Genomic DNA, 15,579 nt, shown 5'->3' on the forward strand with positions numbered 1-15,579 from the left:
GGTCGAAGAAACTACTTGCTCAGCGCCTCGGCGTCGAAGTCCGCCTTGCCCTTGATGAAGTAGTTGATCAGCCAGAAGATCACGCCGATGCCGAGCAGGATGCCGGCGATGATGTACTCGGTGGCCGGCCGCCCGGACAGCGGGCTGGCGAAGAACGCGCAGGTCAGCGCGCCCAGCACGGGCGCCCAGGTGGGCGCCTTGAAGTGCTCGTGCTCGACCTCGTCCTTGCGCAGCACCAGCACCGCCACGTTGACCACGGCGAAGACCACGAGCAGCAGCAGCGAGGTGGTGCTGCCGAGGTCGGAGATCTCCAGCGAGCTCACCAGGATGATCGCGATGATGCTGGTGAACAGGATCGACACCCACGGCGTGCGACGGCCCTTGTGGACCTTGCCGAACAGGCTCGGCACGACGCCCTCGTTGGCCATGCCGTAGACGAGCCGGCTGGCCATCAGCATGTTGATCAGCGCCGTGTTGGTGACGGCGAACAGCGCGATCAGCGAGAACAGGATCGGCGGGAACCACGGGGCGGCGGCCTTGACGACCAGCAGCAGCGGCCCGTCGGACTCGGCGAGTTCCGCGGTGGGCACCAGCGTCGAGGTGATCAGCGCGATGATCAGGTAGATCGTCGCGGTGATGATCATGCCCAGGAGCAGGGCGCGCGGGAAGTTCTTCGCCGGGTCCTTGGTCTCCTCGGCCATGTTCACCGAGTCCTCGAAGCCGACCATCGCGAAGAACGCGAGCGCCGTGGCCGAGGTGACGGCCAGCAGCGGCGAGCTGTCGGCGTCGAACTGCGTCAGCCTGCTCGGGTCCGGGGTGATGTCGGCGCTGTGGCTGCCGCCGAAGATCGCGATCAGGCCGAACACGATCACGATCGCCAGACCGGACAGCTCCACGCAGGTCAGGACGACGTTCATCTTCACCGACTCGCCGACGCCGCGGAAGTTGATCGCGGCGAGCAGCAGCAGGAAGCCGAGCGCGACCATCCACGAGTAGGGCTCGACGCCCTCGCCGAAGATGCCGCTCAGGTAGTCACCGCTGAAGGCCTGCGCGGCCGACGAGGCCGAGGTGATGCCGGAGCACATCACCGCGAACGCGATCAGGAACGTCACGAAGTGCACGCCGAAGGCCTTGTGCACGTACAGCGGCGCACCACCGGCCTTGGGGTACTTGCCGACGAGCTCCAGGTAGCTGAACGCGGTCAGGAACGCGACCACGAACGCGACCAGGAACGGAACCCACAGCGCCCCGCCGACCTTGCCGGCGACCTTCCCGGTCAACGAATAGATCGTGGTGCCGAGGATGTCTCCGACCACGAAGAAGAGGAGCAGTTTGGGGCCCATCACCTTCTTGAGGCCGGGCTCCTGCGCACCGCCAGGCGCGTTGACGGACATTTCGTTGGCCATGAGTGAGCAGTGTGCAGGGTCCGTTTCCGCCCTGTCTGCCCGCCCCTGGTCGAAACGCACTCCGTCGAGTGGCGCAAGCGCGGCGGAGTGCCCAATCAGGACGCTCCGCCCCGATCACGTCACCCGCCGTCGCCGGTGGGGGCGCGGTACTTCCAGAACGCGGGCAGGCACACCGCCGACAGCGCGGCGGCCAGCACCACGAGCGCTCCCCCGATCATCACCGCCGGGCCGGTGCCCAGGGCGGCGCCGGCCACGCCGTGCAGCGTGTCGGCCAGCCGAGGGCCGCCGGCGACCACGACGGTGAACACGCCCTGGATGCGCCCGCGCATCTCGTCGGTCGCCGCCGACTGCAGGATCGAGCTCCGGTAGACCATGCTGATCAGGTCCGCACCGCCGCCGATCGCCAGGAACAGCACGGCCAGCCACAGCGAGTCGGCGAACCCGAAACCGATGATCGCCACGCCCCAGGCGATCACGGCCCCGGTCACCCCGACGCCGTGCCGCGCGATGCGGTGCAGCCAGCCGGAGAACAGCCCGAAGAAGAACGCGCCCAGCGGGATCGCCGCGTACAGCCAGCCGAGCGCGGCCCCGCCGCCGGGCGGGTCGCCGAAGGTGCGCTCGGCCATCTCCGGGAACAGCGCGCGCGGCATGCCGAAGACCATCGCGATGATGTCCATCAGGAACGACGCCAGCAGCACCGCGTGCAGGCCGAGGTAGCGGAAGCCGTCGAGGACCGAGCGCAGCCCGGCCTTCTTCGGCGCCCCGTCCTGCGGGGGCAGCGCGGGCAGCCGGAACACCGCGATCAGCGCCAGGCACAGCGCGATCGCGTCCACCAGGTACAGCACGGACAGCCCCAGCAGCGGCAGCAGGACTCCCGCCAGCAGCGGCCCGACGATCGACCCGAGCTGGAAGACGGTGGCGCCCAGGGCCTGCGCGGACGGCAGCAGGTGGGTGGGGATCAGCCGGGCGATGGCGGCGCCGCGGGTCGGCGAGTTCACCGCGAAGAAGGTCTGCTGGAGCGCGAACAGGACCAGCACCAGCCACACCGACGGGATGCCGGCGTAGGCGACCAGCCACAGCAGCAGGGAGGTTCCCGCCAGGCCGCCGTTGGTGATGATCAGCAGCTTGCGGCGGTCGACGGAGTCGGCGATCGCCCCGCCCCACAGGCCGAACACCAGCAGCGGGACCAGGCCGAAGATGCCCGCGAGCCCGACGTAGAACGACGAACCGGTGATGTCGTAGAGCTGCTTGGGCACGGCCACGGCCGAGAACTGCGCGCCGACGGCGGTGACGATGTTGGACAGCCACAGCCGCCGGTAGGCCGGGTACTGCAGCGGCCGGGTGTCGATGAAGACCTTGCCGAGCAAGGACTTGACGCTGCGCCGGGGAAGGGTTCCGCTGCTCTGCCGCACGAGAGCAGCAGCGTAGTCCTTCGCGAAGCTAATGGACCACTCGTCCCCACCGCATGTGACCGACCTCTACCCCGCGAAGCGCACAGTTCTCATGAAAACCTCCCCCACCCCAGGTCACCCCGGGTCGGGAGCTGGAGATGACAGTTTTCATGAAAACCTCCCGTCCCCAGGTCACCTCGGGTGGGGAGGTGGGTGGGGAAGTTTTCATGAAAACCTCCCCACCCCAGGTCACCTCGGGTGGGGAGGTGGGGATGGAAGTTTTCATGAAAACTTCCCCGTCCCAGGTCACCTCGGGTGGGGACGTGGAGGGGACGGTTTTCATGAAAACCTCCCCTTCCCCGGGTCACCTGGGGTGGGGAGGTGGGGGACGGTTTTCGTGAAAACCTCCCCGTCTCCGGGTGGGGACGGGGAGGTTTTGACGGGTTCTCAGGGGGCGAGGCGTTCGACCGTCCAGCGGTCGTCGTTGCGGCGGAAGCGCAGGCGGTCGTGCAGCCGGTCGGGGCGGCCCTGCCAGAACTCGACGAAGTCCGGGCGGATCCGCCAGCCGCCCCAGTGCGGCGGGACCGGGACCTTCTCGGCGTCGCCGAAGCGCCGCTCGATGCCGTTCAGCGAGTTCTCCAGCGCCTCGCGCCCGTTGACCACGCGCGACTGCGGGGACGCCCAGGCGCCCAGCTGCGAACCGCGCGGGCGCTCGGCCCAGTACTCGGCGGTCTCGGCAGGCGTCACCTTCTCGACCTCACCGCGCACGTTGACCTGCCGCTGCAGACCCAGCCACGGGAACGTCGCCGCCGCGACGCGAGTCGACTTCAGATCGTGGCTCTTGTTCGACGTGTAGTTGGTGAAGAACACCACGCCGCGCTCGTCGAAGCCCTTGCACAGCACGGTCCGCGACGACGGGAAACCGTCCGGGTCCGCGGTGGCCAGCACCATCGCGTTGGGTTCGACCAGCTCGGCGGCGATGGCCTCGTCGAACCACCGCTGCATCTGCTCGTGCCAGGTGTCGGCGAGCGAGTCCTCGTTCAGCGCCCCCGCTTCGTAGGACACGCGCATGGACGGCAACGCGACCTTGGCCTCCGACATCCTCTTCCTCCCTGACTCGTCCGGCGAACGGCACGACTCGACTTCGACATTCCGGCCTGGACGCACTCCGCCCCCAGCGCCGGACGGTACGGGTTGGACGAGACCGGCGCGCGTGATGCGCCCCGGCCATTCGTTATGACGGTAAACGCGATCGGAACGGGAGCCGAATCGACGATAGATCACGATCGATCCCGCAATCGATGCAGTGATCGTTCCCACACCGCCCGCACCTCACCCGAACAGCCGTTGCGCTGGGACGCGAGCAGGGGAACCTTCCGCTCACCCGCGTCACCAGGCCGGCAGGACCAGGTCCTCGGCGTCCGGATGATGGGACAGCGCCTCCGCGAGGCGGTGCCCGGCCGTGACCGCGTCGTCGGCGACGGCGGTGGCCAGCGCTCCCCCGGCGGCCAGCGGCGCCAGCGACCACCACTGGCCGCTGGCGGGGTCGAGCGGGTCGCGGTCCCAGGCGACGGTCTCGGTGGCCAGCACGCGGGCGCCCGCGAGGTAGCCGGTGCTGGACGCCATCCGCGCGTCACCGAGGTCGAGCCGCTGCCGCAGCAGAGCGGTCCCCGACCGCGTGACGTGCGTGGAGGCGACGAGATGACCGGAAGGTTCCCCGTATCGCCCGAGCACCAGGGTCTCCCTGCACCGCACCCGGGCCCCGGCGGCCAGGTCGACGACGAGCTCCGACTCGTGATCGGCGCGGGAGCTGATCACCGAGGCCTCCGGCAGGTACTCGACCGTGCCGCCCTCGTCGACCTCGATCCGCACGGTGGAGCGGCTGCTCCCGCGACCGGGCAGCGCGACGGTCGCCGCCGTCCCGACCAGCCGCAGCCGGGCCCCGGCCCCGACCCGAACCCGCAGGTCGACGAGGTCTCCGCCGAGCGGGGTCGCGGCCGAGCTCACCAGGTGGACGACGGCGGTCCCGTCACCGGCGGTCGCGCCGCGGCGCGGGACGAGGGTCGTGGGGGCCTGCGAGCGCAGCTCGCGGACGACGCTGCGGTCGCCGGAGCGCTCGACGGTGAGGAGAGCGGTGGCCTTCATCGCGCTGCGCCGGGGACGGTTTTTGCCCGAACTGTCCGGACAAAACGGACTTCGATCATGGGTAATTCGAGGAAAAACTGTCCCCTGCCGAGCTCACGCACCAACGCCGACCTTCACCTGGTCGCGGACCCAGGCGGCGACGTCGGGAGCGTTGGGCGTGCGGGTCAGCGACTGGGTGATGACAGGAAGGTTCCCACGCATCCGATGGGCGTCGGAGACCATCACGTCCATGTCGGCCCCGACGAGCTCGGCGAGGTCGACCTTGTTGATGACCAGCAGGTCGGCCGTGGTGACACCGGGTCCGCCCTTGCGCGGCACCTTGTCGCCACCGGCGACGTCGACGACGAAGACCTGCCGGTCGGCCAGGCCCCGGCTGAACACGGCGGTGAGGTTGTCGCCGCCGCTCTCCACGATCACCAGCTCCAGGCCCGGGTGCCGGTCGGTCAGCCGGTCCACGGCGTCGAGGTTGGCGGTGATGTCGTCGCGGATCGCGGTGTGCGGGCAGGCCCCGGTCTGCACGGCCTCGATCCGGTCGACGTCGAGCACGCCCGCCTTGCGCAGGAAGTCGGCGTCCTCGGTGGTGTAGATGTCGTTGGTGACCACCGCCAGGTTCATCTCCTGGCCCAGTGCCCGGCACAGCGCGGCGGTCAGGGCCGTCTTCCCGCTGCCCACCGGGCCGCCGATGCCCAGCCGGAACGGCCTGCCGAGCTGCGGCGTCGCCGCGTGCGGGTCGGGTCCGGCGGCGGTCGGGTCGAAACCGACCGGATGCGTGTGGCCGTGTCCGTGGCCGTGGTCAGGAAGCAAAGAGACGCACCTCTTCCCGGTGATGACGATCGTGGGCCTCGGCGAGCAGGTCCAGCGCCGGAGCGCCCGGCGCGGGCAGCTCGGCCGGGGCGGTCCCGGCGAGCCGGGCGGCTTCGTCGGCGATCTCGTCGAGCTCGGCGGAGAGCTCCACGAGCGCCGCGTTGACCGCGAACGGGTCCAGCCCCAGCAGCCGGATCCCGGCCGAGGCGGGGCCGCTGATCGCCAGGTACCCGGCGGTCAGCGCGGCCTCGCGGGGTGTCGACCCGGCGGTCGCCGCCAGCACGCCCAGCACGATCGGGTGGTGTGGTCGCGGCGTCGCGGCCACCAGTTCGGTGAGCGCCGGTGAGGGCCAGGCGGCCCGGCCGGCGCGGAGCATCCCCTTCCCCTGCGCGCGCGAGGCCTCCCGCTGCGCCGGGGACGGGGTGCGGGCGTCGAGTTCGACGTCCAGCTCCCTCCAGTGTCCGCTGTGGACACCGCGGAGCGCGGCGTGGGTCGCGGCGGCGGTGAAGACCGCCTGCGGCGAACCCGCGCCGAAGAGCCTGCCGCGCATGAATTCCCGCAGGTCGGCGACGCTGCTGATGAGTCCGCGGGAGGCGGCTTCCTCCACGCCGCCGGAGTGCGCGTGGCCGCCTCCGGGGAACCGGGAGTCGGCCAGCGCCAGCACAGCGAGTCCCATCAGAACAGGAAGTAGCGCTGCGCCATGGGCAGCTCGCGAACCGGGTCGGGCTCGACGAGGTCGCCGTCGATGCGGACGGCGAAGCTGTCGGGGTCGACCTGGATGTCCGGCGTCGCCGAGTTGCGCACCATCTCGGCCTTGGTGATGTCGCGGGTGCTGGCGATCGCGGTCATCGGCGTGCTCAGCTCCAGCCGCTCGGCCAGCCCGTCCTCCAGCGAGGCGGGTGCCACGAAGAACGCGCTGCTCGCGGCGGCCGTGCGCGGCGCCGAGCCGAAGCTGGGCCGGAGCACGTAGGGCTGCGGGGTCGGGATGGACGCGTTCGGGTCACCCATCGCCGCCCACGCCGCGAACCCGCCCTTGAGCACCGAGTGCGGCCGGACGCCGAAGAACTGCGGCTCCCACAGCACGAGGTCGGCGAGCTTGCCGACCTCCACGGAGCCGACCTCGCCGGCGATGCCGTGCGCCAGCGCCGGGTTGATCGTGTACTTCGCGACGTAGCGCTGGGCGCGGTTGTTGTCGGCGCGGGTGTCGCCGTCGAGGGAACCCCTGCGCCGCTTCATCGCGTGCGCGGTCTGCCAGGTGCGCAGCACGACCTCGCCGATGCGGCCCATCGCCTGCGCGTCGGAGCTGATCATCGAGATGGCGCCGAGGTCGTGCAGCACGTCCTCGGCCGCGATCGTCGAGGGGCGGATGCGGCTCTCGGCGAAGGCCAGGTCCTCGGGCACCGACGGGTTGAGGTGGTGGCACACCATGAGCATGTCGAGGTGCTCGTCGATGGTGTTGACGGTGTGCGGCCGGGTCGGGTTGGTCGACGAGGGCAGCACGTTGGCCGCCGCGGCGACCTTGATGATGTCCGGCGCGTGCCCGCCACCCGCGCCTTCGGCGTGGTAGGCGTTGATCGACCGGCCGTTGATGGCCGCGAGGGTGGACTCCAGGAAGCCGGTCTCGTTGAGCGTGTCGGTGTGGATGGCGACCTGCGCGCCGGTCTCCTCGGCCGCGCGCAGCGAGGCGTCGATGACGGCGGGCGTGGCGCCCCAGTCCTCGTGGATCTTCAGGCCGCCCGCCCCGGCGCGCAGCTGTTCCAGCAGCGCTTCGCCGCGCGTGGTGTTGCCCTTGCCGAGCAGCAGCACGTTGACCGGCACGTGGTCCATCGACTGCATCATCCGCGCGAGGTTCCAGGCCCCGGGCGTGACGGTGGTGGCCTTGCTGCCCTCGGCGGGTCCGGTGCCGCCGCCGATGAGCGTGGTGATGCCGCTGGCCAGCGCGGTGTCGGCTTCCTGCGGGCAGATGAAGTGCACGTGGCAGTCGATGCCGCCGGCGGTGAGGATCCGGCCGTTGCCCGCGACGATCTCGGTGGACGGGCCGATGACCAGCGCGGGGTCCACCCCGTCGGTGACGTCGGGGTTGCCCGCCTTGCCGATGCCGACGATGCGGCCGTCGCGGATGCCGACGTCGGCCTTGACCACGCCCCAGTGGTCGAGGATCACCGCACCGGTGATCACCACGTCGGGTGTTCCTTCGGCGCGGGTGGCCACGGCCTGGCCCATGGATTCGCGGATGACCTTGCCGCCGCCGAACACGGCCTCCTCACCGGAGCCCTCGGGGCCGCGGCTGCGGTCCTCGGTGATCTCGATGAGCAGGTCGGTGTCGGCGAGCCGGATGCGGTCGCCGGTGGTGGGGCCGAACAGCTCGGCGTAGCGGGATCGGTCGATGGAGGGCGTGCTCACCGGGTCCCCTCACCTTTCTGCCCGTAGGCGATGTCGCGGGCCTGGTGGTCGCGCTGGTCGAGGTCACCGGCGAACTCGGGGCGCAGCCCGGGCACCAGGCGGGCGCCGGTGATCGGCACCAGGTCGATCTCGCGCTCCACGCCGGGTTCGAAGCGCACGGCGGTGCCGGAGGGCACGTCGAGCCGGTGGCCCCACGCGGCGGCGCGGTCGAACTCCAGGCCGGGGTTGACCGCGGCGAAGTGGTAGTGCGAGCCGACCTGCACGGCCCGGTCGGCGCGGTTGACGACGGTGAGCCGGACGCGCTGCCTGCCGGGGTTCAGCGGGATCGGCTCGTCGGCGGTGATGATCTCGCCGGGACGCATGCGCAGCTCCTGCTCAGGTGATCGGGTCGTGGACGGTGACGAGCTTGGTGCCGTCCGGGAAGGTGGCCTCGACCTGCACGTCGTGGATCATCTCCGGCACGCCGTCGAGCACCTGGTCGGCGCGCAGCACCTCGCGTCCGCTCTGCATGAGCTCGGCGACGGTGCGCCCGTCGCGAGCGCCCTCGGTGACGTGGTGGGTGATCAGCGCGATCGCTTCGGGGTGGTTGAGCTTGAGGCCGCGGTCCATCCGTTCGCGAGCCAGCTGCGCTGCGACGTAGACGAGGAGCTTGTCGCGCTCGTGCGGGGCGAGGTGCATGCCTGAATCCTTAACACACCGCGCCGGGGCCAGCCCCCGATCGAGTGCCCGATTCGTCCTGATCGCCACGTTGCGAAACAACAATTTTTCCGGAATTTTTCCACGGGGAGCAAAAGCATCCATTCACCCCGCGTCAACTCATCTCGGAATTTTTTCCCACCCCGACTCCATTGCCGCTTCTTCCCCCAGCGGTGCACTGTGAGCGGACACCCCCGCCACGCAGCCCGCCCCAACCGCACGCGCGCACCCCAACGACGAGGAGACGAGGCAGTCATGAGCGAATTCCGCCCCGGTCTGGAAGGCGTCGTCGCCTTCCAGACCGAAATCGCCGAACCCGACCGCGACGGCGGCGCGCTGCGCTACCGGGGCGTGGACATCGAGGACCTCGTGGGCACCGTCTCGTTCGGCGACGTCTGGACGCTGCTGGTGGACGGGACGTTCGGCGGCGGACTGCCGCTCGCCGAGGACCTCCCGCTGCCGGTGCGCACCGGTGACGTGCGCGCCGACGCCCAGGCGGCGCTGGCCATGACCGCACCCGCCTTCGGCTTCGAGCCGGTGCTCGACATCGAGCCCGAGCAGGTGCGCGAGCAGCTCGCGCGGGCCTGCTCGCTGGGCCTGTCCTACATCGCCCAGTCCGCGCGCGGCGACCAGACGCCGGTGCCGCACGCCCGCATCGCCGAGGCCACGACCACCACCGAGCAGTTCCTCACCCGGTGGCGCGGCGAGCCGGACCCGGCCCACGTGCAGGCCCTGGACGCCTACTGGGTGTCGGCGGCCGAGCACGGGCTCAACGCCTCAACCTTCACCGCCCGGGTCATCGCCTCCACCGGAGCCGACGTGGGCGCGAGCCTGTCGGGCGCGGTCGGCGCCATGTCCGGCCCGCTGCACGGCGGCGCCCCGGCCCGGGTGCTGCCGATGATCGAGGAGGTCGAGCGCACCGGCGACGCCCGCCGCGTGGTGGCCGGCATCCTCGACCGCGGTGAGCGGCTGATGGGCTTCGGGCACCGCGTCTACCGCGCCGAGGACCCGCGCGCCCGCGTCCTGCGCAACACCTGCGACCAGCTCAAGGCCCCGCGCTTCGAGGTGGCCCGCGAGTTGGAGCAGGCGGCGCTGGCCGAGCTGCGGGAGCGGCGCCCCGACCGCCAGATCGAGACCAACGTGGAGTTCTGGGCCGCCGTGATCCTGGACTTCGCCGAGGTGCCCACGACGATGATGCCCTCGATGTTCACCGCCGCCCGCCTGGCCGGATGGTCGGCGCACGTCCTGGAGCAGAAGAAGACCGGGCGCCTGGTCCGGCCGTCGGCCCAGTACGTCGGCCCGGCCCCGCGCTCGCCGCAGGACGTCGCGGGCTGGGACACCGTCACCCCGGTCATCGCACCGGTGTGACGCCCCGGGGTGGGCCGGTCCGGTGACCGGCCCACCGGGGTTTACCTTGACCGCGTGACCGAATCGCGGAGTACGCACGTGCAGAACGCCGAGGCCCTCGAGGAGGACGCGGCGCTCAGCGACGACCCGTGCTCCGAACTCGTCCAGGCCGCCGAGAACTGGCACCTGGCCGGCGAGCACGAACGCGAGCGCGACGCCGTGACCAGGGCGTTCCGTCTCGACGTCGACGCCGGTCCGCTCAGCGGCAGGGGCGCCTACATCGCCTACCTGCTCACCCACGGGCGCGCCGACGAGGCCGCACCGCTGCTCGACGAGCTGCGCCGGACGCCGAGCAAGGTCGCGATGACCTACATGGACGTCCACTACGGCTTCGCCACCTCGGGCGACGTCGCCGAGGGGATGCGCTGGCTCAACGTGGGCGCGACCCACCTCGTCCCGTCGCTGGACGAGCCCCTGGAGGCGACCGACCCGGGGTTCGACCTGCTCCTGGAGCGCTGGCACGCCCGCCGCGACCAGGAGCTGCCCGTCGACGCGATGGACGAGTTCGTCCAGCGCTGCTCCGAGCACCGCCGGGAGCTGAGCGAGGGGATCCACCGGCTCTCCGGAGACGTCCCCGACGGTCCGGCCGAGGGCGACCTGGACGGGCTCGTGGACGAGCACGGGAACCTTTCGCTCACCCTCTACCCGGTCCCGCTGTGGACGGCGGAGGAATTCGCCCGCTCGGTGTCCGAGCACCCGGAGTGGTGGAACGAGGGCACGACGCACGAGGACTACCGGCGCTCGGTGCAGCGCGAGCTCGCCGACGTCGCCACGGGTGCCTGCCTGGTCCCCACCACCGTCGCCGCCGTGGAGGAGTTCGCCGCCGCCGTCGGCATCGAGTCGGCCGACCCCGAGGCGCCGGACGACTTCGTCTTCGAGGAAGCCCACGACGGCCGGTATCTGCCCTGGCCACCGGGCCGCAACGACGCCTGCTGGTGCGGCTCGGGACGCAAGTACAAGAAGTGCTGCGGAGCGCCCGGATTCGCCTGATCCGTCCGACCCGAACGGGCCTCGTGGGCCACAGTGTGGTTGGCCGGGGAGGCGAACAGCAGTAAGTTGCGGTGCGGCAGCAGCCGCCGGACACCGCGCGGTAACCCTGCTGCAACACTTGAGCCGAGCCGGCAATGGCGCCGGCGGACCTGGCCACTGGCGCGCGGGGACGGGATTCTCACCGACCCGCACAGTCACCACAACAACGCCCGGAGGCGCCGGAATGACGCAGGCCGAGACCACCGACCCGACCACCCTGAAGCTGCCCGACGAACTCCAGCCCTCAGACGGCCGCTTCGGCTGCGGACCTTCCAAGGTGCGCCCGGAGCAGCTGGCGCGGCTGGCGAACGAGGGTGCCGCGGTGATGGGCACCTCCCACCGGCAGAAGCCGGTGAAGTCGCTGGTCGGACGGGTCCGCGAGGGCCTGCGCGAGCTGTACTCGCTGCCCGAGGGCTACGAGGTCGTGCTGGGCGTCGGCGGCACCACCGCGTTCTGGGACGCCGCGACCTTCGGCCTGATCCGCGAGCGCTCGCTGCACCTGACCTACGGCGAGTTCTCCTCGAAGTTCGCCAAGGCCGCCAAGACGGCTCCCTTCATCGGCGAGCCGGTCGTGGTCTCCGCCGACCCGGGTGACGCCCCGGAGCCGGTGTCGGACCCGAGCGTCGACCTGATCGGCTGGGCGCACAACGAGACCTCCACCGGCGTCATGCTGCCGCCGTCCCGCCCGGCGGGCTCGGAGAACGCGCTGATCGCCGTGGACGCCACCTCGGGTGCCGGTGGCCTGGGCTTCAACGCCGCCGACGTGGACGTCTACTACTTCGCGCCGCAGAAGTCCTTCGCCTCCGACGGCGGGCTGTGGCTGGCCGCGATGAGCCCGGCCGCGATCGAGCGGGTCAACGAGATCGGCGCCTCGGACCGCTGGGTCCCGGAGTTCCTGTCGCTGCCGACCGCGCTGGACAACTCGCGCAAGGACCAGACCTACAACACGCCGGCGGTGGCCACGCTGTTCATGCTGGCCGACCAGATCGAGTGGATGAACGGCCAGGGCGGCCTGTCCTGGTGCGACGCCCGCACCAAGGAGTCCTCGAAGCGCCTCTACGACTGGGCGGAGGCCTCGGAGCACGCCAAGCCGTTCGTCACCGACCCGGCGAAGCGCTCGCAGGTCGTCGGCACCATCGACTTCGACGACTCGATCGACGCCGCCGCGATCGCCAAGGCGCTGCGCGCCAACGGCATCGTCGACACCGAGCCGTACCGGAAGCTGGGTCGCAACCAGCTGCGGATCGGCATGTTCCCGGCCATCGAGCCGGACGACATCACCCAGCTGACCAAGTCCATCGACTGGGTGATTTCGCAGCTGTCCTGATCGCGCTAGGCGGCCGTCGGGCGACATCCGCGACCTGCGGATTTCCCCGGCGGCCGTTGCCGTTTCGCGGTCGCGATCAGCGACGAAGTTGATCACGACGAGTGATAGTCGCAGGAGTTGAGTAGTTCAACTCATTCGCGCCGCCCGCGCGCATAGGGCAAGATCGAAGCCGACAAGGCGACCAACGAACGACACGAGGACCCGGCGTGCCTCCCGCGTCAAGGCGGCGCGCCGGGTTACTGTCACAGCTTGGTGACATGTAGGTCGGCGGGAGGCTGGCGTGATGCGAGCGCTGCGAGTGGTCGGGCTCGACGAGGACGGTGAATCCGTCATCTGCGAGGACCCGGAGAACGGTGAGCGATTCACCGTGCCCGCCGACGAGCGGTTGCGCGCGGCTTCCCGCGGCGACCTCACCCGGCTGGGCCAGGTGCAGATCGAGATGGAGCAGCAGATGCGGCCGCGCGAGATCCAGGCCCGCATCCGCTCCGGGGCGTCCGTCGCCCAGATAGCGGCCACGTCGGGCCTGCCCGAGCACCGCATCGAGCGCTACGCCTACCCGGTGCTGCTGGAGCGCGCTCAGATCGCCGAGATGGCCCAGCGCGCCCACCCGGTCCGCGAGGACGGCCCCGACGTGCAGACGCTCGGCGAGGTCATCGCGCACACCTTCGGGATGCGCGGCCACGAGTACACCGAGGCCAACTGGGACGCCTGGCGCGGCGACGACAACAAGTGGGTCGTGCAGCTGGCCTGGCAGGCCGGTCGCTCGGAGAACAGCGCGCACTGGGTGTTCCACCCGGGCGCGCACGGCGGCACCGTCGCCTCGCTCGACGAGCACGCGGTCGACCTGCTCGACCCGTCGCCGAACCGGCCGCTGCGCACGGTCCGCCCGGTCACCGAGCTGGCCCGCGAGGCCCTGCAGCTCGACCAGCAGCCGGCCTCCGCCCCGGCCGAGCCCGAGCCGGAGCCCGCGCTGCCGGAGGCCCCGGCGGCCCGCGCCGAGCCGACGCTGCAGCGCGTCGAGCCACCGGAACCCGAGCCCGCCGAACCGGCCGAGCCGACGCTGGACCTGGAAACCCCGGCGCCCGAGGAACCGGCCAAGCCCGAGACCGAGTCCGCCGAGGACACCAAGGCCGAGCCCAAGCGCAACGGCCGCAAGAGCCATCCGATCGTGCCGTCGTGGGAGGACGTGCTGCTGGGCGTCCGCTCGCACCGCTGAGCAGGATCACCGGACAACGGCCAGGCCTTCGCGGCCTGGCCGTTCTTCGTTCTCAGCCGGGTCCGAGCAGGCTCAGCAGCCCGACGATCCAGGAGGCCACCAGACCCGCGGCGGTCCCGTACGCCACCCACCGCCACACCGGCACGTGGCGGCCCAGCCAGATCGAGGGCGCGAACCCGGCGGCGATGGCGATGTTGACGAACACCGCGAGGACGCCGCTGGCGTCGGCCAGTCCCTGGGTGACGACGCTGAGCGTGACGGCCACGATCACCGCGATGACCGCGCTGATCGTCAGCCCGGTCCCCCACGGCGTCGGGTTCACCGGCGCGACCGGCCGCCCGCCGCGGCGGATCGCCTGCGCCGAACGCGGCCGCCCGATCTGCACGAGCTCGCCGCTGAACGGATCGACGTACCCGACGCGGCCACCGGTCTCGGCGGCGAGCCGCGTCGCCAGCTGCCGCCCGCGGCGGGACACGATCTCCCCGGTCTGCACCGAGTCGCCGCTGTTCACCAGCTCGGCCACACCGGCCCACTCGTGCAGGGCGGCGATCAGCACCTCAGGCAGTCGCAGCCGCGCCGGGTCGTACTCGGTCCCGTCGCCGCGCACCAGCACGGCCCGCCCGGAGCGGGCGTGCAGTTCCCAGCCGCCGTCCATCAGGTCCCGCTCAGCGCGTGGAAGGTGATGGCCCCGGCGGTGGCGACGTTGAGCGAATCGACCCCGTCCGCCATCGGGATGCGCACGGCGACGTCGGCGGCGTCGATGGCCTCGTCGGTCAGGCCGGGCCCTTCGGAGCCGAGCAGGACGGCGACCTTCCCGCGATCCAGCCCGGCGTCGCGCAGCGGCCGGGAGTCGCCGCGCGGGGTGAGCGCGGCGATGCTGAACCCCTCGTCGCGGAGCATCTTCAGGTCGGCGGGCCAGGAGCCGAGGTGGGCGAAGGGCACCCGCAGCACGTGCCCCATCGACACCCGCACGCTGCGCCGGTAGAGCGGGTCGGAGCACCCGGCGCCGAGCAGCACGCCGTCGACGCCGAGCGCGGCGGCGTTGCGGAACAGCGCGCCGAGGTTCTCGTGATCGCCGATGCCTTCGAGCACGGCGAGCCGCTGCGCGCGGCCGATCAGCTCGGCGGGCTCGACGACCGGCGCCCGGTCGGCCACCGCCAGCACGCCGCGGTTGAGGTGGAACCCGACGACGCGGGCCATCACGTCGGCGTCGGTGACGTAGGCGGGCACGTCGAGCCCGGCGGTGGCCTCGGCGAGCTCCTCGATCCGGCGGCGCACCCCGAACAGCGCCCGCACCGGGTACGGCGAGGCGAGCAACCGCTCGACCACCACGACGCCCTCGGCGATCACCAGCCCGCGCCCGCCCGGCCGGTCCGGCCTGCGATCCGCGCGGGACAGATCGCGGAAGTCGTCGACCCGAGGATCGTCGACGTCGCTGATCTCGACCATCTCCGCCACGAACGGCATTGTCCCATCCGCGCCGCGCGGGCCGATGACAGGAAGGTTCCCTTGCTCCCCGCGCGCCCGGCCCGGCGTGAGCGAAAGGTTCCCACGCGCTCCCCCGCCCGCGGCGGCGTGACAGGAAGGTTCCCTTGCTCGCGTCGCCCGTGACAGGAAGGTTCCCCTGCTCCGCCCCGGGCCGGGATTCGGTGGGTGAAAGGGGGCCTTGTTGTTTTCGCCGTGGCGGGAGGTGTGGCGTTATGCACGATTTCGGATTCGGCTCGGGGGATTTGTTCAGACCTCGGCGTGCGGCGG

15 protein-coding genes are annotated in these 15,579 nt (G+C 71.4%); 4 read left to right on the top strand and 11 right to left on the bottom strand.

Going from position 1 to position 15,579, the window contains the following annotated elements:
• Window positions 1-11 precede the first annotated feature (11 nt).
• The 9 genes from BM424_RS09400 to BM424_RS09440 form a co-directional block, all read right to left on the bottom strand.
• Window positions 12-1,406: an APC family permease gene (locus tag BM424_RS09400; protein ID WP_093415388.1), complete on the bottom strand. Its 1,395-nt coding sequence runs from the start codon at window positions 1,404-1,406 to the stop codon at window positions 12-14.
• 119 nt (window positions 1,407-1,525) lie between these two features.
• Entirely contained in the window at window positions 1,526-2,818 is a 1,293-nt protein-coding gene (locus tag BM424_RS09405) for an MFS transporter (RefSeq protein ID WP_093415389.1), read from the bottom strand.
• A 426-nt stretch (window positions 2,819-3,244) separates the two neighbouring features.
• Complete coding sequence (gene pdxH, locus BM424_RS09410; RefSeq protein WP_093415391.1) at window positions 3,245-3,898, bottom strand: pyridoxamine 5'-phosphate oxidase; 654 nt, start codon at window positions 3,896-3,898, stop codon at window positions 3,245-3,247.
• A gap of 288 nt (window positions 3,899-4,186) precedes the next feature.
• Window positions 4,187-4,942, bottom strand: coding sequence for an urease accessory protein UreD (locus BM424_RS09415; protein ID WP_093415392.1), 756 nt, complete (start codon window positions 4,940-4,942; stop codon window positions 4,187-4,189).
• Between the two features lie 93 nt (window positions 4,943-5,035).
• Window positions 5,036-5,746, bottom strand: a complete 711-nt coding sequence (gene ureG, locus BM424_RS09420) for an urease accessory protein UreG (protein WP_093415394.1) — start codon at window positions 5,744-5,746, stop codon at window positions 5,036-5,038.
• On the bottom strand, window positions 5,736-6,422 hold the full coding sequence (locus BM424_RS09425; protein WP_093415395.1) for an urease accessory protein UreF: 687 nt from the start codon (window positions 6,420-6,422) through the stop codon (window positions 5,736-5,738). The genes ureG and BM424_RS09425 overlap by 11 nt, the downstream gene beginning before the upstream one ends.
• Complete coding sequence (locus BM424_RS09430) at window positions 6,422-8,149, bottom strand: urease subunit alpha (RefSeq protein ID WP_093415397.1); 1,728 nt, start codon at window positions 8,147-8,149, stop codon at window positions 6,422-6,424. Before BM424_RS09430 ends, BM424_RS09425 begins: the two co-directional genes overlap by 1 nt.
• The gene (locus BM424_RS09435; RefSeq protein WP_093415398.1) at window positions 8,146-8,511 is read right to left on the bottom strand and encodes an urease subunit beta; all 366 of its coding nucleotides are present in this window, start codon (window positions 8,509-8,511) and stop codon (window positions 8,146-8,148) included. The genes BM424_RS09430 and BM424_RS09435 overlap by 4 nt, the downstream gene beginning before the upstream one ends.
• 13 nt (window positions 8,512-8,524) lie before the next feature.
• Entirely contained in the window at window positions 8,525-8,827 is a 303-nt protein-coding gene (locus tag BM424_RS09440; protein ID WP_093415400.1) for an urease subunit gamma, read from the bottom strand.
• A gap of 273 nt (window positions 8,828-9,100) precedes the next feature.
• Here BM424_RS09440 and BM424_RS09445 point away from each other — a divergent pair, with 273 nt between their 5' ends.
• From BM424_RS09445 to sepH, 4 genes are all read left to right on the top strand, one after another.
• A complete protein-coding gene (locus BM424_RS09445; protein ID WP_093415402.1) occupies window positions 9,101-10,213 on the top strand; it encodes a citrate synthase 2 in 1,113 nt (370 codons plus the stop codon).
• 54 nt (window positions 10,214-10,267) lie between these two features.
• Window positions 10,268-11,242 carry an SEC-C domain-containing protein gene (locus BM424_RS09450; protein WP_139274035.1) on the top strand — a complete coding sequence of 325 codons (975 nt, stop codon included), beginning with the start codon at window positions 10,268-10,270 and terminating at the stop codon, window positions 11,240-11,242.
• 223 nt (window positions 11,243-11,465) lie between these two features.
• Window positions 11,466-12,608, top strand: coding sequence for a phosphoserine transaminase (serC, locus tag BM424_RS09455; RefSeq protein WP_093415405.1), 1,143 nt, complete (start codon window positions 11,466-11,468; stop codon window positions 12,606-12,608).
• Window positions 12,609-12,891: 283 nt separating this feature from the next.
• The gene (gene sepH / locus BM424_RS09460) at window positions 12,892-13,824 is read left to right on the top strand and encodes a septation protein SepH (protein ID WP_093415748.1); all 933 of its coding nucleotides are present in this window, start codon (window positions 12,892-12,894) and stop codon (window positions 13,822-13,824) included.
• 52 nt (window positions 13,825-13,876) lie between these two features.
• Here the strand turns inward: sepH and BM424_RS09465 are convergent, their stop codons facing one another.
• Both BM424_RS09465 and BM424_RS09470 read right to left on the bottom strand, forming a co-directional pair.
• The gene (locus BM424_RS09465; protein ID WP_093415406.1) at window positions 13,877-14,479 is read right to left on the bottom strand and encodes a DUF2537 domain-containing protein; all 603 of its coding nucleotides are present in this window, start codon (window positions 14,477-14,479) and stop codon (window positions 13,877-13,879) included.
• Window positions 14,479-15,291 (bottom strand): TrmH family RNA methyltransferase, encoded by an 813-nt coding sequence (locus BM424_RS09470; RefSeq protein WP_425441984.1) that lies wholly within the window; start codon window positions 15,289-15,291, stop codon window positions 14,479-14,481. Before BM424_RS09470 ends, BM424_RS09465 begins: the two co-directional genes overlap by 1 nt.
• Window positions 15,292-15,579 lie beyond the last annotated feature (288 nt).

This window comes from Saccharopolyspora flava (genome assembly GCF_900116135.1).
GTDB lineage: Bacteria > Actinomycetota > Actinomycetes > Mycobacteriales > Pseudonocardiaceae > Saccharopolyspora > Saccharopolyspora flava.

Bases quoted from the DNA above. Each gene is read 5' to 3' on its own strand.
- BM424_RS09400 (WP_093415388.1), bottom strand. From the start codon at position 1,406: ATGGCCAACGAAATGTCCGTCAACGCGCCTGGCGGTGCGCAGGAGCCC.
- pdxH (WP_093415391.1), bottom strand. From the start codon at position 3,898: ATGTCGGAGGCCAAGGTCGCGTTGCCGTCCATGCGCGTGTCCTACGAA.
- BM424_RS09415 (WP_093415392.1), bottom strand. From the start codon at position 4,942: ATGAAGGCCACCGCTCTCCTCACCGTCGAGCGCTCCGGCGACCGCAGC.
- BM424_RS09425 (WP_093415395.1), bottom strand. From the start codon at position 6,422: ATGGGACTCGCTGTGCTGGCGCTGGCCGACTCCCGGTTCCCCGGAGGC.
- BM424_RS09435 (WP_093415398.1), bottom strand. From the start codon at position 8,511: ATGCGTCCCGGCGAGATCATCACCGCCGACGAGCCGATCCCGCTGAAC.
- BM424_RS09440 (WP_093415400.1), bottom strand. From the start codon at position 8,827: ATGCACCTCGCCCCGCACGAGCGCGACAAGCTCCTCGTCTACGTCGCA.
- BM424_RS09445 (WP_093415402.1), top strand. From the start codon at position 9,101: ATGAGCGAATTCCGCCCCGGTCTGGAAGGCGTCGTCGCCTTCCAGACC.
- serC (WP_093415405.1), top strand. From the start codon at position 11,466: ATGACGCAGGCCGAGACCACCGACCCGACCACCCTGAAGCTGCCCGAC.
- sepH (WP_093415748.1), top strand. From the start codon at position 12,892: ATGCGAGCGCTGCGAGTGGTCGGGCTCGACGAGGACGGTGAATCCGTC.
- BM424_RS09465 (WP_093415406.1), bottom strand. From the start codon at position 14,479: ATGGACGGCGGCTGGGAACTGCACGCCCGCTCCGGGCGGGCCGTGCTG.
- BM424_RS09470 (WP_425441984.1), bottom strand. From the start codon at position 15,291: ATGCCGTTCGTGGCGGAGATGGTCGAGATCAGCGACGTCGACGATCCT.